Genomic DNA, 24,024 nt, shown 5'->3' on the forward strand with positions numbered 1-24,024 from the left:
TAAGCCTGTTTTGCTTCTTAATTCTGCTGCAACTTAGAAATTTTATTTTGTGTTATTAAACAGAAACGCCTATTTGCTTATTACCAAATAGGCGTTTCTTTAAGTAAAAAGTTTGGTTGAGACTCGGTTAAATCTTAGCGGTAGAATCAACTGAGGGTTGAGACTGACTAACCGAATCTAACTTTGGTAACAGTGGATTTTCTGCCTTTACATTAGTGTTGATTGTTGCTTGCAAAATTGGGGTATTGGAGATGGAATTGTTCGCCAATGTAAACAGTGGATTTGACAAAATCCCTGCTATGGAAGTGGCAATTAATGTTACCACCAACCCGACCTGCAAAGGTCTTAGTCCAGGCAAATCCCAACGCACTTGTGGATAATTCTTTACCGAGTCGGACATTTCATGGGGTTCTTTGACTACCATCATCTTGACTACACGAATGTAGTAGTAGATGGAGACGACGGTGGTAACTAAGCCCAGCAAGACTAACCAATAAAGACCTGCTTGCCAACCAGCCCAGAATAAGTAAATCTTGCCGAAAAACCCAGCCAATGGTGGAATACCACCCAAGGAAAGCAGGGAGATACTCAAGCCCAGTGTTAAGAGTGGGTCTTTTTGATATAAACCAGAGTACTCAGCAATCTGGTCAGTTCCCGTTCGCAGTGAGAACAGGATGATGCAGGTAAAGCCGCACAGGTTCATGAACAGGTAAACCAGTAGGTAGAATATCATACTGGCATAGCCCGCTTGTGTACCAGCAATCAAGCCAATCATCACAAACCCAGCTTGGGCGATAGATGAATAAGCTAGCATCCGTTTCATGGTGGTTTGGGCTAGGGCGACTACGTTACCCAAGATCATACTCAGAACGGCCAGAGCAGTGAAGACAAATCTCCACTCTTCAGCAACTAAGGGGAAGGCTGTTGTCAGCAAGCGGATGGCTAGGGCAAACCCAGCTGCTTTGGAACCGACTGATAAAAAGGCGATGACTGGGGTGGGAGCGCCTTCGTAAACATCTGGTGTCCACTGGTGGAAGGGTGCTGCGGAGATTTTGAAGCCAATACCTGCGATCGCAAAAACCAACGCAATCACTAAACCTAAAGATTGACCGACTTTAGCTGTAGCAATGCCATTAGCGATCGCACTTAGTTCAGTTTGTCCTCCAGATAGTCCATACAGCAGTGATACACCGTACAAAAATACTGCCGTGCTGGAAGCTCCAATTAACAAGTATTTCAGCGCCGCTTCATTGGAGCGGGGGTCACGCTTGGTATAACCTGTCAACAGATAAGAAGAGATACTCAGGGTTTCTAGGGAGATGAAAATCATCACCAACTCACTAGCCCCGGATAAAAACATTCCTCCCAAAGTAGCACTCAGCAAAATAGCGATGAATTCTGCTAAAGGAGTGCCGCTCTGTTCAACGTAGCGAATTGACATCAGTATAGTCGCGATCGCAGATAAGGCGATAATACCGCGAAAGACAATACTCAGGTCATCACCGTTAAAGCTACCGGTAAAACCGATGGGATTGGGAGAGTCCCATTGAAAATATAGGGCGATAATCGAAGCAAATAAACCTGCGATCGCTAGATATCCAATCCAGCGTGCGGATGTACGCCCCAAAATCAAATCAACAATCAAAACCCCCAAGAGGGTGAGAATAACAATCCCCTCTGGCAAAATCGTTCCAGCGTTTAGCTGGGATGCAATATTAGCAAAATCCATGAGATGTATAGGTTTTGGGGATTAGACATTAAGGCTAACTCTGTTCACTCTAGCAAGTTTTCTAACCCCCAGACTAGCTCTTTTAACAAGAGCTTAACAGCTTGGGTGCAGATGACGATTGCACCAACTTGACTGCCTTCCCAGCAGCTTTCTCAGTATCTAGGAATTCACCTAACAGCTTTCCTACCTCGTTTTTCAGGCGTGACCTTTTGCGAAGATCATAAATAATTATGCCGTAACCAGGGCGATCGCCACGGACAAAAAGCTCATAAAATTAATAAGGACACAGCATTGCTGTGCCCCTACAATATTCATAACTCGTAAGTTTATTAAAAACCTACTGATGGCAGCTTGCCTTGTAGCGACTGAAATTTAGACTGTACACAGTTGGCACAATTGCAACCAAGTTGATCAATAATCGGATTAGATGTTTGAATCAAATGTGGTGTTGCCAGATCAGGAATTTGTTGTGTAGATACTACCGTCATAATTTGGGTAGCATAAGCAGATTTCAGGCTGGATGCGTGTGCTGGATTGACTACCAACAGCATGGATACCAAAAATGCGGGACAGGCAAGTAAAATCAGTTTGACAATGTTCATAATTTACACAAAGATACCTTTGCTGATACAGCATAGCTAATAACTTGACCATCTTCAACTTTAATAATTCGTAATTCGTAATTCGTAGTTCGTAATTGTTGGGTTTAATTACCTTTCTCCCAAAGGGGAGAGGTCAACGCCAACGTCTATAAATGACGCTTTTTTTCGGTCTGCGTATAAATACTTTGATGTAATAGTCTTTAATTACGAATTACGAATTACGAATTACGAATTATTTTAACTACGCCCGAATCCTTGACCCCGCAAAACTTTTGACCATATAACTAATTCGCCCTGTTCACCGCCTGCGGCCAGTAACTTCCCTTGGGGATGCCAAGCTAGGGTGGAAAATCCTGCTGAGACACCTGTGATAATTTGGGATACTTCCTTGGCTTTGTTCCACAAACACAGCCAGCCATCAGCAGCAGCAGAAGCGAGAAGGAAGCTTTTAGGTGCAAAGGCGATCGCATTAATCACGCCCACATGATTTGTTAATACTCGTGCTTCCCAACCTAAAGAATCATCCTCTAGTTTTTCCCACACCACAATACCTTCAACGCTAGAAGATGCTAGTATTGGCGCACCTAGTTTCGTGGTAGCTTCTGACCATGCCAATTGACGAATTTTACCAGGGAAGCCACGCATTACCCAAGGATCGGGGTTGTTCCATTCTAAAACGGTGACGCTACGATCCATGTTACCAGAAGCGAGGAATTTGCCATCGGGCGACCAAGCCATCGCTACACTGACAGTAGTCATATCTAGGTTGTATGGTTCTTCATCCCAGTTTTGACTATGCCAAATTTTGACTCCCTTATAACCACTAATAGCTAAGTATTGTCCGTCAATACGCCAATCTATACCCAGTACTGAAGAGTTGTCGAAATTCAGCGTTACGACAATTTCACGAGTATCTGCATCCCAAACTTGGACGTAACGCCCCAAACTAAAAGCCAGTTGGTTACTAGTGTAATTCCAAGCTAGCTTGTCAACCCATGCGGGGGCATTTTCCAAGGTGGCGATTAATTCAGTATCGCGCCAAATTTTCACCTGTCCATCTTGTCCACCAACGGCTAAAAATTTTCCATCTGGTGAAAAAGCTAGACAGTCTACAGATTTACCGTTACCAGTTTGTAAACTTGTAAGTTCGCCATCATTCCACAAAACTACTTCACCGGCGGCGGAAGTTGCTGCTAAAGTTTGACCTTGTGGCGACCAAGCGATCGCAGTTACATAATCTGAAAGTGTCCCCGAATAGTGTTGTTCAAATTCCTTAGATTTGCTGGTTGTGGTGTTCATAGTTATTGGGTACTGGGTACTGGGGACTAGGGGCTGGAAACTAAAGACTCGAAACTAGGGAGTGAATTTTTTCCAATCCCCAGTCCCCAATCCCCTATTTATGCTAAACAAGCGAGAAAATCTTGCTTGAGTTGGGCTGCATCAAGGTTGCGGCCGATGAATACTAGTTCGTTTTTGGGGGTTTCGCTTGCTTTCCAGGGGCGATCGGGTTTGCCATCAAATATCATGTGTACTCCTTGAAAGACAAATCGATTATCTTCTCCAGCAATATTTAAAATGCCTTTCATCCGAAAGATATCTGTCCCTTGGGTACGCAGTAACTCCGAAAGCCAAGTATTTAATTTTTCTCCATCGACTGCACCTGCTTCTACTAAAGCTACAGAAAAGACGCTTTCATCGTGTACGTGAGCATCTTCGCCTAAGAAATCTGGGTCAATTTCTAATGCACGATCTAAATCAAAGGCTTTTACACCTAATAAAGCATCCATTCCGAGTTCAGAATTTTGGGTACGGTAGATTTTTGCGATCGCATTCATCGCCCGAATCCGTTTTTCTAATTCATCCAACTCTTCTGGTGCTACCAAATCTGTTTTATTAAGTAAAATTACATCGGCAAAGGCAATCTGTTCTTGTGCTTCGTCTGCATCCCAGTGCTGCGAGATGTGCTTGGCATCTACGACTGTCACCACTGCATCTAAAGACAGTTGGCTTTGTAAATCTTCATCAACAAAAAATGTCTGAATCACTGGTGCAGGATCGGCTAATCCAGTTGTTTCAATTACTAAATGGTCAAATTTATCGCGTCGCTTCATCAAATTACCAATGATGCGAATTAAATCGCCGCGCACTGTACAACAGATACAGCCATTATTCATTTCAAAAATTTCTTCATCTGCATCGATAATCAATTGATTATCAATACCCACTTCCCCAAATTCATTGACAATCACAGCAACTTTCTTGCCGTGTTCGTAGGTGAGGATGTGATTGAGTAGAGTCGTTTTACCTGCTCCCAAATAGCCTGTAAGAACAGTAACGGGAACTGAATTGTTGATTACGTCAGCCACCATACTCTAAATTCCTCTTGTCTCACCTTATGGATAATCATTATCACATATCATAAATCTTTTTATATTTTTGTGCGAACTTACTATTATTTTGGGTTTCAGCAAAATAATTACATAATTTAATAACCAAACATTTTATTTTTATGCATCTGTAATAAGTAATAGATATTCAAAAGTTGGCTGGCAATATTGCATACAAGCCAACAACCTGCGGTAAGTCGCAGGTTAGTACCTTGACAATTCTACTAGTATAATGATAATCATTATCTTAAAGAAAAAAATTATACTTTGATGGAGTAGGATGGTGGTTTCAAAAAATACTACCGACTTGAGAAAGCAATTAACTCAAGCAGGACAAGCATCTGCGTCTATTGCAGTCAGCTTTTTTATCTTTGCACCGTTGGTTTTATCTACCGCAATAGCCCCGGCACAAGCTGATGATACTCATAATCATTCGGATGAAACAGGTTTTTACATTGGGTTAGATGGTTTGGAGGTTCTCTCTACAGGGACATACGCAGGTTTGGAGAACCCTAACTATAATCGTTTGACCCTTCTCTTTGCACACAGGGATGAAGACACGCCGGAATCTAGCCATTTCCACGGTATTGGTACTTATAGCTACTCAGGTTCTTTAGATAACCCAACTATTAACCCAACCAATACAAATAACCGAATTCCTGAGTCTTACTCAGAACAACCACCGTTAACATTATTACCTGGCACAGGGTTCTATACTGGTCGCTTGATTAGTACTCCAACAGACAATGAATATAGCAATCTCACAATAGAACCTATAGCGTCTCTCAAAACTTCAAAAGAATTAGACAACCAGTATTTGTTAAATAGCTCTAATGGTCGTTGGCAGTCGTCTCTTGAGGGTGCAAATATTGGTTTACAATTAGCCTCAATTAGCAGTGGATTGAATATTGGTGATTCAGCAGGCGTTGATATTGTCAAGTCAGTAGGCGATATCTACACAATCGGCAGTGGTGATAATTTTTCGTTCACCCCTACTTTTTGGACTGAAGCTGCTGCACCACTAGGAACTTATTCTGCATCATTTAAGTTAGTAGATTTAGGCACTGATAATCACCGTATTCCCTTTAAAGAGTCCGGCACTTTCAATTTTGATTTTGAAGTCAAGGCAGTGCCTGAGTCCTCAACTGTTCTTGGTCTTGGTATAGTCGGTTTACTAGCGCTTTCTCTATCTCGCTTGCAAAAACTTACTCGCAGTAGGTTGAACTAATCTTAATCTCGCACCAAGGTGCAAAATGATTCTTTGCGTCTTGGTGCGACGATTTAATTTTCTGAGGAGAACAAAAAATCTTGAACTGCTTCTAAAACAACTGCTGGGTATTCTTCATGTAGTCCCAGAGAACCAGGGATAACAACGCTTCTCACTCCTGGTAAGGTTACTAAAGCGTTCATCTCTTCTCGTGATTTGGGGGGGCTAGATTCTCCAATTACGACCATGAGCGGTACAGTTAGAGACTGCACAAGTTTCAGAAAATCAGATTGTTCGTGTACAGCATCGAGATTACCAGTTACAAAGGCAGCAGATGCAAATCGCGCTCCTGGTTGTTGAGTTGTTTGCCATTTTTTCTCGATGAAACTGGGTGTAATTTTAGCCGCATCAGTAAATACATGACGGCGATACATCAAACTTAAGAAGGATGGGGTAGTGTTGAGTTTGTAGAGAGCTTGACCAAGTATAGGCGATCGCACCAATTCTCTCACAATGCCAGCTATTTGCTGACTTGCTCCCATTGTCGGTAAAGGCCCACGCCAAGTAGGAGCTAACAACAAAATTCGTGAGAAAGCAGCAGCTTGTTTGACAGCTAATTGTAAAACGTAGCTAGCAGCATGACCAGCCGCCACCACAGTAATGGGAGTATTAAAAACAGCTTTGATAAAATCTTCCAGAAATTGCTGATATATTTCTGGACGGTAATTCAAACTAGGGCGAGATGATTCACCAAATCCAGGCCAGTCTATTGCTACAACTTGAAAATGGGGAGCTAGTAGCCTAGCAAGTTCGCCCATTTCCAAACGCGTTGAAACACTGCTGAAAGATGGTAGCAGCAATAGCGGTGAACCTTTACCGAGGGTTTCATAAACAACGCGCAATTGCTGATTTTCCCAGTTCCAGAGATATTCTTGAACTACTCCACCAAAGCCGGTAGCAGCAGGGGTAGATAATAAATTTGTTGACATGAGACTAAATTTTGGTAGTTGTACCTTATTTGTCCTTTGTCAGTTGTCATTTGTCCTTTGCAAATGACTAATGACCAATGACTAAATGACTAATGACCAATAACCAAGTTTAGCTAGGCAAATCTAACTTACATTCCAACGCTTTTTTTTGCATGGTTCTAAAAATGTTATAAAATCCATTAGCGCGGGAAGCTGTCAGACTAACGTTTAAGCCTGTTTCTTGAATAAAATCTGGAGTCACTTGTAATATTTCTGTTGGAGTTAGGCCATTTAATCCTTCAATTAAAAGACCAACCATCCCTTTGCTTATGAGAGCATCTGAGTCAGCACAGAATACGACCTTATCATCATTGAGTGAAGCAGTGATGTAAACTTGAGAAACGCAACCAGGAACTTTATTTTCCGGTACTTTATCAGCTTCTGGAAAATCCTTCAGCTTCTTACCGTAGCCAATTAGCTGTTCAGTACGTCTTCTTTGGTCGGTTGATCGTTGAAAGCGCTGGACAATTTTAGCAAGCGCAGGTGGCAAAGAATCTAGAGTTGAGGACATAACAGAAGCTGCAAATGATCGGTCTTACCTTGAGTGTAAATTATCTGAAGAGCGATAGCGCCTCTGGTTCTCTTGGCAGTATGAAGCTAGCCATTATTGACTATAATAACTTGTCAAATCCAGACAATTCCTGTGTAGGCGCAGCCCGCCGTAGGTATCGCACTTATCTTCAGTTACCTTTTTAATGCGTCTAATCGCAAAAACTTAATTTTTTTATAAGCAGGTTTTAACAGCAACTCTATACAAGTTATGTTGTATCGATATGCACTTACAAAAATAGCTGCAAGTAGCTTTTAACTAAGCAGCCAGGTGATAATCAACAATTAAAAATTAAAAATCAAAAAAATTCTGACTTTTAATTTTTAATTTCTCTCCCTATAAGGATTAATTCGTAGTTTGTGCAGCTAGCATCTGCTTCAGCTTTTCTAATTCCGAAGCCCAACGAGGATCTGGACGAATAGCGTCTGAATCGGTGGTTGTGGTGTTGTTGTTTTCACGAGAACCGCCGCCGCCACCTGAGCCACGACGAGGCTTCTTAGAGCTTTTCTCGCGGCGGCTACCTTCTCTAGTAGGCATAGGAGTAGGGGTACTACTAGCAGCAGTAACTGGTTTGGGAGCTTGCTCCTCGCCCTCATCACCTTTTGTCCGAGGTAATGCCTTCTCTAGCTTAATGGGAGTATCTTTAAACATCTGACCATTATATTTTTCAATAATTTCGTCAGCTTGCTCGTCGTTGTTAACTGTAAGAAAACCGAAACCACGGCATTTGCCAGTTTTACGGTCTTTAATTAATTTAGTAGTTACAGCATCACCTTCTGCTGCAAAAACTGCTTGCAGATCCTGACGATCTATTTCTTCTTTAGGCAAATTACCTATATATAGGCGAATGGACATGAACTATACCTCCAGAGTTAAATGAACATGGCAAGGCAAGAAAACAATCACTTGGCTTTGGCTTTTAATTAAATAGATGCTATTGACCAAGACTACATCAACCAATTTTTTTGCTTGAGACTGTCAACCTATACAACAATACAGTTTTTCGTCGGGATCAAGCTTGTTTAATCTAAAGGCCCACACTATGGTGAGCTAATAACACCTTAATTCTAAGAATTGTAAATTTAATAGCCTATTGCCTGCTAAAGTACACGCTTTTTTCCATGCCTTTTTTCGCAGAATCAAATACCATTCCTTACATTACCACGGTATTTTCTACGTAGCTAGTTTAGCGCATACATTTCCGACGTTAGTATTACTTCATCGTAACATAAAACACATTTTTTGTTTCAAGGGAGCATATTTTGAAACAAAAACCAGCCACTGGCTGGTTAATTTCCTGCTGTGTTGGGAGGAAAAAGGTATAGAGCGGGGGGAAAAGCATCCGAGTTCACAACTAAGCTGTAGTGCTGAGTTATGTCGCTTACTATTGTTTGTGTAAATAAATGTAACATTTTTAAAGAAAACCTGCAACTTTTGTTTACATTCCGATTTGTCCTTTGTCCTTTGCTAATGACTAATGACAAATGCCCAATAACTAACTAGTGAGAAAAATGTATGCGCCCCAAGCCTGTGCTGCAACTGCTAAAAAAGTAGACCAAATGGGATGAGGGCTATGAAGGGTTTTACCACTTTGAGTTTCCAGGGTTTGGATATCGATCCAAGGTGTTGCTCCTCGCCGAAACCAACCTGTGACGATAATTTGCCTACCAATTAGATCCTGGTGATTGACTTGTCCTAGCCAGGAAATGTGGTGTAATTTCACTAAACCTGCGCTGGATTGAAGGATTAAATCTTGCGCTAGGGAGTTACTAGTGCCTTGACGACCTAATAATTTACCCACAAGACGCACGCTGATGCTATCAATTGGTAAGGCAGAAGGATCAGCTAATAGATTGGGTAGGTAATCGTCAGTTTGCACAGTGGCAGGTTTAATATCGGGGAAGAAAGAATTAATCCGCATCACTGTACCGATGCTAAAGCCAATTAGAAGGCAGCCTGTAATGAAAGACCAATCTTCATATATCCACTTTAGATTTAAAAACTTGAGTGCGAATGCTAGTTGCCACGTTAGCCAGACGAAAGCTGCAAACAGAATCCCTAGAGGAATTCCTAACCAAGGAGCGATTTGTAATAAGAAAGACTGACGCTTAACTTTTAATGGTTCGCTTGCAAAATGTAGTTCGGTGTCTAGATGCCAGTGACGGGCTATTTGGCAGAGGCGTTCGATGCGATCGCCCATCAAGGGATGACTGTTATTAATTGTAAACCATCGGCGATAGGGATTGGCAGTATCCCACTTCAAAAAGGCTTCAAAAGATAGATTGCTGGCAATAGTTCCCAAAGAAAGGCTCTGTTGGTGGCTGACTGGTGTCAGGAGATTTAAGCTTTCTAGTTGCCAACTAGTTTTTTCCTCTTTTTGGATATCAGCTGCAATGCCAATGGCGATTTTGAGTAAAGCGCGAATCAGGGCATTGGGATTACCAGTAATTTCAGAGGCAATGCGATCGCTATAATAAAGCCGCAACCGTGACAACCACAATGCAGTCCCAGTCAGCAAACACCAAACTCCATAAACGATACTAGCCAGAATTGTCACCGGATAGCGCCAAATCCCTGATATTTTATCTCCCCAGTTCGACACTTGCTGATATAGCTGATGAATTGGTAGTGTGACCAGCAGCAACAAAGACATCACAGCAAAATCCCAGTGAGCAATATGCCCTAGCTGCGTGGCGTAGATAATGGCGATTTCATCATCAGCTAGTTGCTCTAATAGCCCCTGACTTACAACAATCCTGGCATTACGTGGTAAACTACCGTAAGTCAGGATAATTGGTGCAGCCATTGGTAAAATCCGCAGTTTGGGTAACGGCCAGTGCCTCTGTTGGCAACAACGTTGTAGCACCCGAACAGCTTCGCGGCTATGGGCATTCAATACATCTTTAGGAAATTCTCGTTGGCCATACAAGTTCGCCAGTAGCAAATCCAACAACCAAGGTGATACTCCGATCAAAATCACCAATACTATTAGCAACAATTTAGTAGGGTTGCTGTATAAAAGCTGCAATGGCTCCAGATAAGGTAGTTTGACTAAACTCTGGTTGATGAATCCCATTGCGAACTTGAGCATTTCTCGGATCACCCAAAACAGAGCGATGAATGTTCCTGCTGTCAGCAGCCGCAAAGGAATTAATTTCGGTTTGCGTAGGGGTTGCCATGCTCTGGCGCGTTGTGCTTGTCGCCAATAAATAACGCCGAATAATTTAGCTTGGGTGCGGGTAACAGAACCCATGAAGCCGCTTAAGGGTACAGAGCCTGCTGCTGGCGGTGGCGGTGGCGGTGGTGTCGCTACTGTAGCTTTGAGTTTAGCTAGTGGCACCATCGACGGGGTGTTGTTGCTCTTAGTTTCTATTACTTGATGTTTTGGTTCCTCTAATGTAGGAGTTTCCCGGGGAGTAACTGGGGTTGAATCTGGCGTTGAATCTGGCGTTGAATTATTAAAAGCAACAAATCCAGTTTCGACATTTTTTGATTCTTGATCGCGTTTTTGGCGTTTTGTTAGGTGTTCGAGAGCGCGTGTTGCCCACTCTTGAACTTGCGGATTGTTACTCTCAATGAGATTCTGAGAAATAGTGATCGCTTTGGAGGCTTCTCCAATTCGTGCATAAGCCATCACTAAACCAACCTGGGCTTGTAAGCTAGCAGTACCATTATGGCTGCTAGCAATAGGTTCTAGTTGAGCGATCGCGGTTTGGTAATTTCCCTGCTTGAGGGCAACTAAACCAGCCTCCAAAGACGGTTTGGCATGTGAAGGCATACAAATTCTGGCACTCCAATCTCTTCTAAGTGATCCACGTTTGTGCAAAAGCGCGAACCTCGGATACCGTGGAAATCAACCGCGCCCAAGTTTTGCTTGTCAAGTGAATGATAAAGATTGAATCCAGGAGTCAGGAGTCAGAATTCAGTTAGCTATTTTGTAGGACTAATTCTGAATTCTGGATTCTGTATTCTTCTTCATTCTTCCACTGGTTGTTGACTAGAAAAAACTGGAGCGATCGCGCTTAATTTTAACTCTGGATGGTCGCCCAGTAATTGTTGACAATTCCATTCATTGCGGAATAGCAACACTGGCCGTCCCATACTGTCTTTAACTGTAGTGGTATTGAATATTCGTCCCACTTTTTCTAATGCTTCCCAACCACCCTCAACCCAACGGGCGACACTGTAGGGCAATGAATCTAGTATGGTTTCTACACCATACTCGTTTTGTAAGCGAAACTGTACCACCTCGAATTGCAACTGACCCACCGCCGCCAAAATTGGATCGCGCTTGGCTTCATCAGTTGAATACATAATTTGTACAGCACCTTCTTCTCGCAATTCCGCAACGCCTTTTTGGAATTGTTTAGACTTCGAGGGGTTGGGATTCCTCAGAGATGCGAACAGTTCCGGCGAGAAATACGGAATCCCCTCATATTCGAGCTTTTGTCCCGTGTAAATTGTATCCCCGATCGCAAAAACACCGGGATTGTTCAAACCGATCACATCGCCAGGATAAGCCACATCAATCGATTCTCGCTCTTGAGCAAAGAGTTTTTGCGGGCGAGAAAGACGAATGGGTTTACCAATGCGGGCGTGATTCACCATCATATCTTTTTCAAACTTACCAGTGCAGACCCGGATAAATGCGACGCGATCGCGGTGTTTCGGGTCCATGTTCGCTTGCAGTTTGAAGACAAACCCTGAGAATTCCGGGTATGTAGGAGCAACTTCGCCAACACTGCTGTAGTGAGAACCAGGTTTAAGGGCATAGTCGAGGAAATACTTGAGGAATAACTCTACCCCAAAGTTGGTCATGGCGCTACCAAAGAACACAGGCGTCATTTTGCCTTCATGTATCAGCTGCAAATCTAACTCTGGCCCAACTCCATCTAACAGTTCTAAATCATTTTTTAGTTGGTAGTATAAGCTTTGTTCTAACTGATTTTCTATTCTCGGATCAGTTAATTCGACTATCGTATCACGGGCTTCTCGGCTGCCGTGGGCGCTGCGTTCAAAGAGGTGAATCTGTTGCTTATGTCGATCAAAAACACCTTTAAAGCGATCGCCCATACCAATCGGCCAGTTTACCGCATAGGTTTGCAATCCCAATTCTTGCTCAATTTCATCCAAAAGTTCCAGAGGTTCTCTTCCTGGGCGATCGAGCTTGTTGATAAACGTAAAAATCGGGATACCCCGCAACTTACACACCTCAAACAATTTGCGGGTTTGGGGTTCCAAACCTTTTGCCGCATCAATCAACATCACTGCATTATCGGCGGCGGCAAGGGTGCGATAAGTATCTTCACTGAAGTCTTGGTGTCCTGGTGTGTCTAATAAATTTATCTGACAGTCCCGGTATTCAAATTGCAACACGGTGGAAGTAATAGAAATACCCCGTTGTTGCTCCATCGCCATCCAGTCAGAGGTCGCTTTGCGCTGTGCCCGTCGCGCCTTAACCGCCCCAGCTTCGTGAATTGCACCTCCGTACAGGAGGAGTTTTTCTGTTAGTGTAGTTTTACCTGCATCAGGGTGAGAAATAATCGCAAAGTTGCGGCGAAGTTCAACTGCTTGAATAAGTTCAGACTCAAGTTCAGTAGACATAAGTGTATTTGTTTGTTGGTTAACTTAATTTTTTTTGATGGTAAGTCTTTTAATCTTAAGACAACGATGTTCGTGATAGGGTCGTAATATGACCAACAATCTGACTAAATAGGAGAAAGCAATGTACGACACAGACAAGCGAAAGCTTCTATCTGGCTTATCGCATGGAGCCATTTTTCTCAGCACGACATTGGTATCTGTAGGTATACCTATTGCCATACTGTTCGTATCTGATGATCCTATTGTTAAAGAAAACGCCAAAGAATCCATTAATTTCCACTTTAATGTCTGGCTTTATGGAGGAATTCTGGGAGCGCTGTTTTTTCTATTCGGTTGGTTAGTGTTACCTCTATTATTGCTCGGGCCATTAGCCGGTCTGGGATATCTATTGCACTGGGGATTAACAATTTGGGCGCTCATCAAAGTTTTCGGCAATCCTGATATACCCTTCCGTTATCCTTATATTTTCCGAGTTTTTTAATGAGAATTAGGGCATGAGGCATGAGGCATTGCTAATTGTCAGTTATTTGCTACCAAGTAAGTACAACATCTCATGAATTCGTAGCGAATTCTCTGCGTGCCTCTGCGTTTACCTCTGCGCCACTTTGTGTTTAAATTTCCACCCTCAATTTGCCAAGATTTTGCCAACAGACAGTTTTATCATTTTGAATTTTGAATTGCTTACTATGTTGTTTTTTTTCCAGCCCGTCGGATAGATGCAACCAAGCTGTAGAATACAAAATTGCCCCACAACTTGATTAAGAGTAGGGCAAAGGACAGTTAAGCACTGTTTGTAGTCTGTCTGACGGCAGGAAAATTTTAGCCTGCTTTTGTGACGCTTTGTTTTGTGTCCATTTGCGTTGTTTTTCTTTATAAAATTTTATGTTTCCTACACATCGCCCCCGTCGTCTGCGTACTCATCCTCAACTGCGCCGGATGGTTCGTGAAACTGTTTTGACAACAAGCGATTTAATTTACCCACTATTTGCTGTACCGGGTGAGGGAATCGCTAACGAAGTAAAATCGATGCCCGGAGTCTACCAACTTTCGGTAGATAAAATTGTCGAAGAGGCAAAAGAAGTTTACGACTTAGGAATTCCTTCGATTATTTTATTTGGGATTCCAGCTGATAAAGATGTGGATGCCACTGGCGCTTGGCATGATTGCGGTATCGTCCAAAAAGCTGCGACTGCGGTAAAAGCAGCAGTGCCAGATTTGATTGTAATTGCTGATACTTGTTTATGTGAGTACACCAGTCACGGTCATTGTGGTTATTTACAAACTGGTGATTTGACAGGACGAGTTTTAAATGATCCAACTCTGGAATTGTTGAAAAAAACAGCAGTTTCGCAAGCGAAAGCCGGTGCTGATATCATTGCGCCTTCTGGAATGATGGATGGCTTTGTCCAGGCAATTCGTCAGGGTTTGGATGAAGCCGGATTTCAAGATACGCCGATTTTGTCTTATGCCGCTAAGTATGCTTCGGGTTATTATGGCCCATTTCGGGATGCAGCAGACTCGACACCGCAATTTGGGGACAGAAGAACTTACCAAATGGACCCAGGTAACGCCCGCGAAGCGATTAAAGAAATTGAATTGGATATCGCTGAAGGTGCGGATATGCTCATGGTTAAGCCAGCTTTGGCATACATGGACATTATCTGGCGGGTGAAAGAAGCGAGTAACTTACCAGTTGCGGCTTACAATGTTTCTGGTGAGTATGCGATGGTAAAAGCTGCGGCTCTCAATGGTTGGATTGATGAGGAGCGCGTGGTTATGGAAACTTTAACTGGGTTTAAACGGGCTGGGGCAGATTTGATTTTGACCTACCACGCCAAAGATGCGGCGCGATGGTTAAAGTAGAGACAAACGCTGGCTAATCTTACAAGCGGGTAAAAGTTTGGTTTAGAGGCGGGGTGGACACCCTGAACATCTGCTGCAAGATGTAGCAATGGATTTATAGGAACGCTCAAACCGTAAGTTATTCCGCTAAGGTGTCGAAGCGCTGATCAAAGGAGCATGAAGATTGATCCACAAAGAAGACCCCTGGTTTGCACCAGAGGTCTTTGCATTTAACAACGTTGTAAAATTCATTAGCAACGTAAAACGCTGATATGGTTAATTAGTGGCTTTTGTGCCATGAATGCAAAAATAGCAACCCAATTGCCAATTCCAGACATGTTACTCCTATACCTAAAATGCGTAGGCGCAGCCCGCCGCAGGCATCGCGAACATTTAGGTGCAGACCTAGAAATCTAATGCTGCGACAAAAACTTCATTATTATGCAAGGTTTTAGGAGAAATTTTCCCAACATTGGGCAACTAATTGGCTCAACCAGCGACGTTGTTGCTGATCCAGCAATGGATCATCTGCTAGCAACTGAGCGGTTAATTCTTCTAAAGATTGACCCTGAGCGCGGACAATTTTAATTACTCCAGCGATCGCACTGGCAACTAGTTCTTCATCAATCGGCTGTTGTCGTAGGGCAACAATTTCTTGGGGACTGTCTGGAATGGGATAATTCATGGCGTGGGTTTACAGAAATACAAAATGTACAATAAATTTGACAAATTCTTAAAATTTCTTCATTGAATCTTTATGAAAGTAGTAGGGCGGAGCATACCTCTCTTTGTGCCTTCATAAAATCTGTCTTAGTGAGTAGATTGATCGGAGATGTCAGGAAACGATGAGAGAAATTCTTTATTTAGAAGTTCCAACTTCGGATATAGCAACTGTACGTAGCTGGCTACAAACAGATTTTGAACCCGGAAATGGAGAAAAAGTACTTACCTCGGAAGGCTTTCGCCTCAAAATCCCCACTGCAACTACAACTGCTACCGGGACTATTTCCGAACACTTGCCTGCGGAACTTTCGATATTTGTCTGGTCGGTGCAACGAACTACTTATCTGAAAGTGTTTCGTTGGGCAGAACAACCCTTTCCCAAAGAGGGGCAGATTTTGCAACACCTAACCAAAGAAATCAGAAGCCGTTTTCCGCATCATTACCCAGAACCGCCAGCAATTGATTTATCTAAGCAATCAATATTTGCAGCACTAGGCTCTGCTTACCCCCTCACCGTCAAGTATTTTCAGAAAATGCCCAACGGTGAATATGATCTAACGCGTGCCTACTGGTGGGAACAACGATGGCGCGAAGGGGTACGGAATCCGCAGCAGCCTCGTCAGGTGGTGTTTTCTAGTCGAGGGGACTGGGGAAAAGGTAATCCCAATACCCAATCCCTAATACCTAATCCCCACTACGACATCATCTACATCGGCGGCGCACTAGGCGCGATTCATGCAGCACTGATGGCAAAACTCGGATATAAAGTCCTGCTGGTGGAACGAATGCCCTTTGGGCGGATGAACCGAGAATGGAATATTTCCCGCGATGAGATTCAAAGCTTAGTTAACCTGGGTTTAGTCACCCCCGCTGAGTTAGAGACCATCATTGCCAGAGAATACAAAGACGGATTCAATAAGTTTTTTGATGCTAATAATCCAGCCAAACTGCGATCGCCCGTCCTCCACACACCCACAGTCCTAAATTTAGGCTTAGATTCCGAAAAATGGCTCCAAATGTGTGGGCAAAAACTGCAAGCGGCAGGCGGTGAAATCTGGGATGAAACAGAGTTTATCCGTGCAGATATTGATATATCACAAGTACTTTTGAAAGTCAAGCACTTACCCAGTCAGGTTGAGAAGCAAGTAAGTGGACGACTGTTAATAGATGCAATGGGAACTGCATCGCCCATAGCTTGGCAATTAAATGGTGGTCGTGCTTTTGATAGTGTATGTCCAACGGTGGGAGCGGCAATTGAGAGCGGATTTGAGCCGGAAGTATGGGATTCCCAATATGGAGACGTTCTTTACAGTCATGGGGATATCTCGCGGGGAAGACAGTTGATTTGGGAACTGTTTCCTGGGGCAGATGATGAACTAACGATTTATTTATTTCATTACCATGAGGTCAATACTGAAAATCCCGGTTCCTTGCTAGAGATGTACGAAGACTTTTTCACGATTTTGCCAGAGTATCGCAGGTGCGATATGGACAAATTGGTGTGGAAGAAGCCGACATTTGGATATATACCGGGGCATTTTAGTGTGGGAAGTAGCGATCGCACAGTTGCCTTTGATCGATTGATTGCGATCGGTGATGCTGCATCACTCCAGTCTCCCCTCGTCTTCACCGGTTTTGGTTCGCTAGTTCGCAACTTAGAGCGTTTAACAACTCTGTTGGATACTGCTCTCAAACATGACTTGTTGAGTTTCCGCCACTTGAACCAAATTCGTGCTTACCAAAGCAACGTTTCGGTCACTTGGCTATTTTCCAAAGGCATGATGGTACCCACAGGGAAATTTTTACCGCCCCAACGGATTAACTCCATGCTCAACACCTTCTTTGGACTGTTAGCAGACGAACCCCAGGAAGTAGCAGATAACTTCATCAAAGATAGGTGTGATTGGTTAACCTTTAACCGCCTTGCACTCAAAGCAGCTAGAAAAAATCCTGCTTTACTTTTATGGATTTGGCAACTTGCTGGCCCCAGAGATTTAGGGCGATGGCTTGGTAGTTATTTCAACTTCGGTCGTCATGCCCTAATTAGCTCTTTGCTGAGTCCGTGGTTCGGGGATTTCTTGAACCGGGTAGGTTTTTGGCTAGAACCCCGGAATCCGGGATTGTGGCTGTGGTTATTGGCGATTAATTATGCGATCGCCACAGGCAAACCGCGATCGCGCTCTCAAGTAGAAAAAGCCAACCCAGAAGCCATAATTCCGAAGTCAGAAGTAAGAATTAGTCATTAGTCATTGGTCATTAGTATTAGACAAAGGACTAAGGACAAATGACTAATGACAACTAACTATTGACTCTTGGGGCGAAAATTTGGTAATTCCACAGATGCCAATGATTTACGCCCCTTGGGTGGACGCTGAGGATAAACTACTGGTGAAGGTGAACTTGTATCATTGGTGTCATCACCTAATGACTCTGGAGACAAATCAGTTGCCGACAATTCCAAATGTGTCAATTGTGATTCTGACCAGTAATCTTCAGTTCCTTCAGGCGGCGTCTCAGTATGAGGTGAAGTAGAAGAAACTGGTAACTCATTGGCTGGTGAGACTACAGAATCTATTGTCCAAGAAGTGGAGGTAGTTGTAGGAGGATTAATTTCTGCTGCCAACTGCTCCTCCTGTGGATTTTCTAATTCCTCATCGTCTTCTAAGATTGTTGTTAAAGTCTCCCAGATAGGTGCATCATTACTATCCACATTCGTTTTCGCCGCAGGTGGTGGTGATCCAGATGCAGGCTGGGAGGTGAAAAACATTTGAATGAGACTATCTAATTGCTGATCTAAATTTGATGACCCTGAAGTTGAAACAGCTTCCGGTGTCTCTGGGGGATCATCAATTTTTGGAGAAGGGCCTGATTCTGCTGGTGTTGAGGGATTTTGCTTAACTGACCAGTTCCAAGAAGATGATGGCGTCGGAGTCGGTTCATTTCTTTGGAATGGAATTGGTGCTGACGGTTCGCCCCAAGAATTATCTAGATCATCAGTCAGGGATTCTGGTTCTGCTGACCAAGGTTGAATTGGCTGGACGTTAGGAAACAAAGATCGAGCTTTTCTAGAAAATCTTCCTTGCCCACTAGTTATGTCTTTGGGATGTTTTGCAGTATCTTCTAGCGAGTCATAGTTAGGAACCGATGTATCTAAACATTTTTCCAAAGCTGCTTTAAATTGCAGCGTTTGGCGTTGTTGTCGCATCAGCCTAGTACGTAACTCCCGACAAACAGTTTCTGATTGCAATAACTGCTGAGACTGTTCGCTACTGTTGGTGTGTAGCAACGTACATTCTCGCTCTAGCTGGGCAAGGCGTTGTTGGCTAATTTGTAGCTGTGCTTTATAACTTTCGGCGAGAATTTCCTGGCGTTGAACAGTTTGTACAGCAGTTTCTAATTTTTGAAATAGGGATTTTATTTGCTCTTGAGCCGCAGCCAGTTCTTGAGCGTGTTGGTTGAGCATCGACTCACTAACGCTAGAACGTGTTTTCTGCCACTGCAAAACCTTTTCTGACTCAGCTAGGTTATCTTTTAGCTGCTCCACTTGTTCATACAAGTTATTGTTAGCTGCACGCAATTCTTCGTTCAATGCCAGCAGGTTCTGAAATTCTGAGTCAATAAGTGCTTGTTTGCCGCTTTCAGGCTCTGCAACCCAGTCTGCCTGGGTGGTATCTTTTGAAAATTGTGTATCTTCAGCTGGCATGAGGAGTGGCAGTTTGCTGACTGTCATATTGTCATTAGGCACAACTGAGTAAAACGGACAACTCGCCTGCTCCGATTGTGGCGAATTAGCAGAATTTAGGGATTCCATCACAACCCCCTTGTTTGAGGTGTTAGCTTCATTCATCACTCTTGACTCACCTGCTTAAAAATATTCAGCAGTGCTGGCATTAGCATTGCTTATTAACTGTGTCTAATCAGGGTTTGCTCTAGAAGCTAAGTTTAACTCTCTCTAAGCGCCAGCAATTAATCATCAATTGGTGTTCCCTATTTTGTATCTAGACTGATGCCGTTATAACACTATGATGCTCTTGGCCGTCAAGAAGAGACGGTAGGGGAATTTGGGCTGCCTTCGGGGATGGGCGCAGAAAAGAGAAACCTGATGCTTAAAAACTAAACTGTATTGGCTGATGAAGTTTTTCGAGATAAAAAAACTGCCTCACAACATAAATTATTGTCTATAATCGCATCCACCTTAATATATAAAATCAAAATGTATTGAATAATACATTTTTATGCTGAGTTTTTTATTACTTAGGATAGATGTCAGTACAAGTATCTACCGTTAACTAATCATTCTATAGGACTTACGCATTGACAGAGGCAACTAACTGCGAGTTAGCTCTAGTTACAAGACAGAGCCTTGTAATGCTTTTGTAGAAATTAGAGCCTCCTGGTTTTACGGTAGGCAGAGCCTGGGAACTAGGTAGAGTAAGACTTTTAGTTGAGCAAGCTTACCATTCACATGATGGTCAAGATGTAAGGTACTTAAGTACTATTGTGTTATTTTGGGCGATCGCTATTTCATGTCAGCAAAGAACCAAGAGCTTCTGCTAGACCTGAAATATTAGGCAACCATGATAATTACGGATAAATATTTATAAATCTTTGATAAAGAGGTAACAATTATTTTAAGTAAATTAATAAAACTTTTTTAAAGAACAACCTTAACTTGATCCGGGGTTTTTTCTGAGTAAATATAGTCCTAGTAAGCAATTTCAAGCTTAGTTAGCGAGAGCTTTCTCTAACAACTTGCTTTCAATGTGTCAAGTTTATTTAATAACTACAAGAAAATTGTTTAAAGTATACTTGACTACTTATAGACATAAAGCACATAGTATATTAAATAACCAAAAAAAGTAAAATAATTAAGCAATTTTGCGGATACAGTTTTTAATTCATCTATTAAATAATAATTGGGATAACCGAGTTTTCCACTAGATAAAACAACATAAATAACACATATAAATTATGCAGCACGTAAACGAAACGCCATTATTACAAAAACAAGCCCAAAATATTTCTCTTGAGTCCGAACTATTTAGCATTCCTATGGGGGACTACCAAAAGTTTTACTGTCAGCGATTCCTAAAGGCGACAAAACTTGACTACACAATGGCGGGTCATCCATCGAGTGCTTTTTGGGTTATCAATTCTATCAAAGTTAATGAGAGTGAAAAAGACACGCACTTTCTATTTGTTTCAGAGGGCGAAGTCACCCTCAACAGCACTAACGGAGAGTTTTTATTGCGAAAAAACTGCTTTGCCGCAGTTCCGGGAAACTTTTCTTTAGATGGTACAGCCCAAGTGTTAGTTGCAACGCGACTCAACTACACTGGACTTTTCACAATTGGGGGGCCTATTGAACCATTAGGGCGATTGAATTACATTGATGGCTGCTCTTCAACGGTTCTGATTAATCCTTTAAGACGTGGAGAACCCTGCTTGAATTTCCTCCACGTTCCTCCAGGTGTATCACAAACTCCCCATACCCATCCGTCATTGCGGATTGGGCTTGTCGCTGCGGGTAGTGGAACTTGTCAGGTGGATGAAGGAACATTCAAAATGGAGCCGGGAACGGTCTTCTGTCTTCCAGAAAACAAGTTACATAGCTTCAGTGCGATTGATGATTCCTTAAGAATCATTATCTATCATCCAGATTCTGATGTAGGCCCAACTGATGATTCTCATACGATGCTGAATAATACTTTTGTTGGAGAAAAGTCAGCTAAAGTTCTGGATGCGATTAGAACAAAATAACCACGCTTATCAGGCTTGCCTTTTCATTTGAGTATTGTAAAGGCAATTTTGTATTATTGATAGCAGTTTTCACATCAGTGGAACACAACTTTTATTAAATGAGCATCCCTGATTTATGCAACTATAAACCACTATATACCTGTTCTAGGAGTGCTGATGATTTTGCTAACAAGCGATACTGAAACAAAGCCGACACAGGCGATGCGACAGGCGATCGCCACTGCTGAAGTTGGAGATGAGCAAAAAGGAGAAGATCCGACCGTTAACCAACTAATAGAACGGGTTGCAGATTTACTAGGCAAAGAAGCCGCTCTTTTCTTTGCCTGTGGAACCATTTGCAACTTTGTGGCAATCAAGACCCATACCCGCCCTGCTGATGTAGTGCTAGTAGAACAGATGGCACACATTATTCGAGCTGAATCGGGGGGTGCAGCGATGACTTCTGGTGTACTGATGGAACCGATTGCAAGCGAACGGGGAATTTTTACAGTCAATGCTCTGGCTCAATCACTTGAAAGAGTCGCAACTGCTCCTTACCTTTACTCTGCAATTCCCCGCTTGTTGTGTGTAGAGCAAACCCACAATTTTGGAGGGGGTTCGGTTTGGCGGCTCAATGAACTACGTGAGGTTTGCGAGTTCTCCCGTCAAAAAGGTTTAGCTACCCACATGGACGGGGCACGACTTTTAAATGCAGTTGTTGCATCTCAAACTCCAGCAAAGGATTTTGCTGCCTGTGTTGATTCTGTCTGGATTGACTTTACTAAAGGACTAGGCGCACCAATCGGTGCTGTTCTTGCAGGTACACGGGAATTTATTGCTGAAGCACGTCGATATAAACACATTTTTGGTGGCGCAATGCGTCAAGCTGGCATTGTCGCAGCAGGTTGTCTCTATGCACTTGACCATCATGTTGAACGTCTACAAGAAGACCACGACAACGCAACTTATCTCGCTCAAAGACTGAGTGAAATCGAGGGAATTACAGTTCAAGATCCAAAACCTGAGACAAACATTGTTTTCTTTGATGTTTCAAGATTAGGACTCGACAAAGCCATGTTTCTCACTCTGTTACAGCAGGGTGGTGTGAAAATGGGAGCCGTTGGTCATTCTATTCGGGCAGTTACTCATTTAGATGTTACGCGGGCTGATATCGATTTTGCGGTTGATGCTATTTCCAGAGTTGCGAAATCCTCATGGCACTAAGCTAAGGCAGATCGATGAGTACTCGCACATTGCCAAAATTATCAGATTATACTGTGAGTTTAGGATTACTATCAATTTATATTTTTTGGGAAGCCGGAATAAATTATCAACAAATAATTACTAATTCGTAATTTCATGTCTGCTTGATTACTTATTAAACCCAGAGAAGCCGACCCCCCCAAAGGCTAACGCACCCTAGTACCGTAGCAAGACTAAATTTGTAGATTAGATTTATGGTGTAATAGCTAAAGGCTCATAGTTGCATAGCTATTACACCATTTTATCCTTGCCACGCCACTACAAGAGAGCTAAAGTCTAGATTTTTAAAAGAGGTGAACTATGAGTATTTTTAAAGTTGAAGTTGTCAAAATCAACAGCATTAATCCTCATCCCAATGCTGATAGATTAGATATTGTCTCTATCGAAAATATGGGATATCAAGTAATTATAGCCAAAGGTAAGCTTCACGCTGGAGATTTGGCTTTTTATTTTCCTATTGATAGTGTTATTCCAGAAAAGTTTTTGGATGAGTTTGGTATTCGTAACTACTACTCGAAAAAACTGTATGCTGCCAAACTTCGCGGAATTTTCTCTGAGGGTTTGCTTATTCCTGTTGGTAATAATTTTATGGGAAATGTCGGAGACGACTATACGGAGTATTTTGGCGTAACAAAGTACGAATATCCAATTCCTCAAGGGATGAGTGGGGAAGTAGAAAGTTTTGTTGGACATTACAAATTCCCCAGCCCAGAAAACCTGAAACGTTACAAAAATATACTAATTGGAGGTGAAGAAGTTGTTGTAACAGAGAAGTTGCATGGAACTAACTTCACTGTCTTAATTGATGCTGACGGCAAGACTAAAATTGGCAGCCATAATTACTTCTGGAAAAACAGCGAAGTCAACAAAAAATTAGTTTATATTCGTGCTTACAACGAAAATGAAGCTTTGCAGAAACTTCCGCCAAGAACTCAGATTTTTGGGGAAATCTACGGCGTACAAGATATCAAATATGGCTTGAATAATGGCAATATTGGAATTGCTATATTTGCTGTGCGTCGCGGCAGTTATTTTCTTAATCACAGCGATTTTGTGGCTTTTTGCGAGGAATTTGCTTTGCCGAGAGTGCCTGTGCTTTATATCGGTGCTTACACTTGGGAAGCAGTATCTCAGTTCAATAATGCAAATAGTGTAGTCAGTCCCAATTGCATCATGGAAGGCGTTGTTGTGCAACCGACTATTGAGAAAACGCATCCAGAAATAGGTAGAGTAGTCTTGAAGTTGATTAGCGATCGCTATCTGCTCCGTAAGGATGGAACTGAACTTCATTAGGTTCAACTCGACTTTTGGTGGCGACACCTTAACTGAACTTCCGAAATCGACTTACAA

At 42.6% G+C, this 24,024-nt stretch carries 19 protein-coding genes; 8 read left to right on the forward strand and 11 right to left on the reverse strand.

Features of this window, described 5'->3' with window-relative positions:
• Nucleotides 1-127 precede the first annotated feature (127 nt).
• The 4 genes from VE944_RS27535 to VE944_RS27550 form a co-directional block, all read right to left on the reverse strand.
• Nucleotides 128-1,729: an NAD(P)H-quinone oxidoreductase subunit N gene (locus VE944_RS27535; RefSeq protein WP_324984790.1), complete on the reverse strand. Its 1,602-nt coding sequence runs from the start codon at nt 1,727-1,729 to the stop codon at nt 128-130.
• A 329-nt stretch (nt 1,730-2,058) separates the two neighbouring features.
• Entirely contained in the window at nt 2,059-2,331 is a 273-nt protein-coding gene (locus VE944_RS27540; RefSeq protein ID WP_118169092.1) for a hypothetical protein, read from the reverse strand.
• Between the two features lie 237 nt (nt 2,332-2,568).
• Entirely contained in the window at nt 2,569-3,630 is a 1,062-nt protein-coding gene (locus VE944_RS27545; protein WP_324984798.1) for a WD40 repeat domain-containing protein, read from the reverse strand.
• 98 nt (nt 3,631-3,728) lie between these two features.
• The gene (locus tag VE944_RS27550) at nt 3,729-4,700 is read right to left on the reverse strand and encodes a CobW family GTP-binding protein (protein WP_324984801.1); all 972 of its coding nucleotides are present in this window, start codon (nt 4,698-4,700) and stop codon (nt 3,729-3,731) included.
• Nucleotides 4,701-4,998: 298 nt separating this feature from the next.
• On the opposite strand from VE944_RS27550, the gene VE944_RS27555 reads away from it, so the two are divergent.
• Nucleotides 4,999-5,946 carry an all3515 family Zur-repressed PEP-CTERM protein gene (locus VE944_RS27555; RefSeq protein WP_324984804.1) on the forward strand — a complete coding sequence of 316 codons (948 nt, stop codon included), beginning with the start codon at nt 4,999-5,001 and terminating at the stop codon, nt 5,944-5,946.
• 53 nt (nt 5,947-5,999) lie between these two features.
• Here VE944_RS27555 and VE944_RS27560 read toward each other — a convergent pair whose 3' ends face one another.
• On the reverse strand, nt 6,000-6,914 hold the full coding sequence (locus VE944_RS27560) for an alpha/beta fold hydrolase (RefSeq protein ID WP_324984807.1): 915 nt from the start codon (nt 6,912-6,914) through the stop codon (nt 6,000-6,002).
• A gap of 109 nt (nt 6,915-7,023) precedes the next feature.
• A complete protein-coding gene (locus VE944_RS27565; RefSeq protein ID WP_324984810.1) occupies nt 7,024-7,464 on the reverse strand; it encodes a SufE family protein in 441 nt (146 codons plus the stop codon).
• Nucleotides 7,465-7,478: 14 nt separating this feature from the next.
• On the opposite strand from VE944_RS27565, the gene VE944_RS27570 reads away from it, so the two are divergent.
• Nucleotides 7,479-7,649, forward strand: a complete 171-nt coding sequence (locus VE944_RS27570) for a hypothetical protein (protein ID WP_324984813.1) — start codon at nt 7,479-7,481, stop codon at nt 7,647-7,649.
• A gap of 199 nt (nt 7,650-7,848) precedes the next feature.
• Here VE944_RS27570 and VE944_RS27575 read toward each other — a convergent pair whose 3' ends face one another.
• The 3 genes from VE944_RS27575 to prfC form a co-directional block, all read right to left on the reverse strand.
• Nucleotides 7,849-8,358, reverse strand: a complete 510-nt coding sequence (locus tag VE944_RS27575) for an RNA recognition motif domain-containing protein (protein WP_324984816.1) — start codon at nt 8,356-8,358, stop codon at nt 7,849-7,851.
• 640 nt (nt 8,359-8,998) lie between these two features.
• On the reverse strand, nt 8,999-11,281 hold the full coding sequence (locus VE944_RS27580) for a M48 family metalloprotease (protein ID WP_324984819.1): 2,283 nt from the start codon (nt 11,279-11,281) through the stop codon (nt 8,999-9,001).
• Between the two features lie 197 nt (nt 11,282-11,478).
• Nucleotides 11,479-13,107 (reverse strand): peptide chain release factor 3, encoded by a 1,629-nt coding sequence (gene prfC / locus VE944_RS27585; protein WP_324984822.1) that lies wholly within the window; start codon nt 13,105-13,107, stop codon nt 11,479-11,481.
• A 121-nt stretch (nt 13,108-13,228) separates the two neighbouring features.
• Here prfC and VE944_RS27590 point away from each other — a divergent pair, with 121 nt between their 5' ends.
• Both VE944_RS27590 and hemB read left to right on the forward strand, forming a co-directional pair.
• Complete coding sequence (locus tag VE944_RS27590; protein ID WP_324984826.1) at nt 13,229-13,588, forward strand: DUF4870 domain-containing protein; 360 nt, start codon at nt 13,229-13,231, stop codon at nt 13,586-13,588.
• Between the two features lie 401 nt (nt 13,589-13,989).
• Nucleotides 13,990-14,970 (forward strand): porphobilinogen synthase, encoded by a 981-nt coding sequence (gene hemB / locus VE944_RS27595; RefSeq protein ID WP_109011263.1) that lies wholly within the window; start codon nt 13,990-13,992, stop codon nt 14,968-14,970.
• Between the two features lie 430 nt (nt 14,971-15,400).
• Here the strand turns inward: hemB and VE944_RS27600 are convergent, their stop codons facing one another.
• A complete protein-coding gene (locus tag VE944_RS27600) occupies nt 15,401-15,634 on the reverse strand; it encodes a hypothetical protein (RefSeq protein ID WP_229553634.1) in 234 nt (77 codons plus the stop codon).
• Between the two features lie 160 nt (nt 15,635-15,794).
• On the opposite strand from VE944_RS27600, the gene VE944_RS27605 reads away from it, so the two are divergent.
• Nucleotides 15,795-17,918: an NAD(P)/FAD-dependent oxidoreductase gene (locus VE944_RS27605; RefSeq protein ID WP_324984833.1), complete on the forward strand. Its 2,124-nt coding sequence runs from the start codon at nt 15,795-15,797 to the stop codon at nt 17,916-17,918.
• Between the two features lie 56 nt (nt 17,919-17,974).
• Here VE944_RS27605 and VE944_RS27610 read toward each other — a convergent pair whose 3' ends face one another.
• Nucleotides 17,975-19,519 carry a hypothetical protein gene (locus VE944_RS27610; protein WP_324984836.1) on the reverse strand — a complete coding sequence of 515 codons (1,545 nt, stop codon included), beginning with the start codon at nt 19,517-19,519 and terminating at the stop codon, nt 17,975-17,977.
• A 1,124-nt stretch (nt 19,520-20,643) separates the two neighbouring features.
• Between VE944_RS27610 and VE944_RS27615 the strand changes: the two genes are divergently transcribed.
• The 3 genes from VE944_RS27615 to VE944_RS27625 all read left to right on the forward strand — a co-directional run bounded on the left by VE944_RS27615 (nt 20,644) and on the right by VE944_RS27625 (nt 23,967).
• Complete coding sequence (locus VE944_RS27615; RefSeq protein ID WP_324984839.1) at nt 20,644-21,432, forward strand: cupin domain-containing protein; 789 nt, start codon at nt 20,644-20,646, stop codon at nt 21,430-21,432.
• Nucleotides 21,433-21,588: 156 nt separating this feature from the next.
• Complete coding sequence (locus VE944_RS27620; protein ID WP_324984842.1) at nt 21,589-22,635, forward strand: threonine aldolase family protein; 1,047 nt, start codon at nt 21,589-21,591, stop codon at nt 22,633-22,635.
• A 339-nt stretch (nt 22,636-22,974) separates the two neighbouring features.
• On the forward strand, nt 22,975-23,967 hold the full coding sequence (locus VE944_RS27625; RefSeq protein WP_324984845.1) for an RNA ligase (ATP): 993 nt from the start codon (nt 22,975-22,977) through the stop codon (nt 23,965-23,967).
• The last annotated feature ends 57 nt before the right edge of the window (nt 23,968-24,024 follow it).

It is taken from the genome of Nostoc sp. (genome assembly GCF_035638895.1).
Classification (GTDB): Bacteria; Cyanobacteriota; Cyanobacteriia; order Cyanobacteriales; family Nostocaceae; genus Nostoc.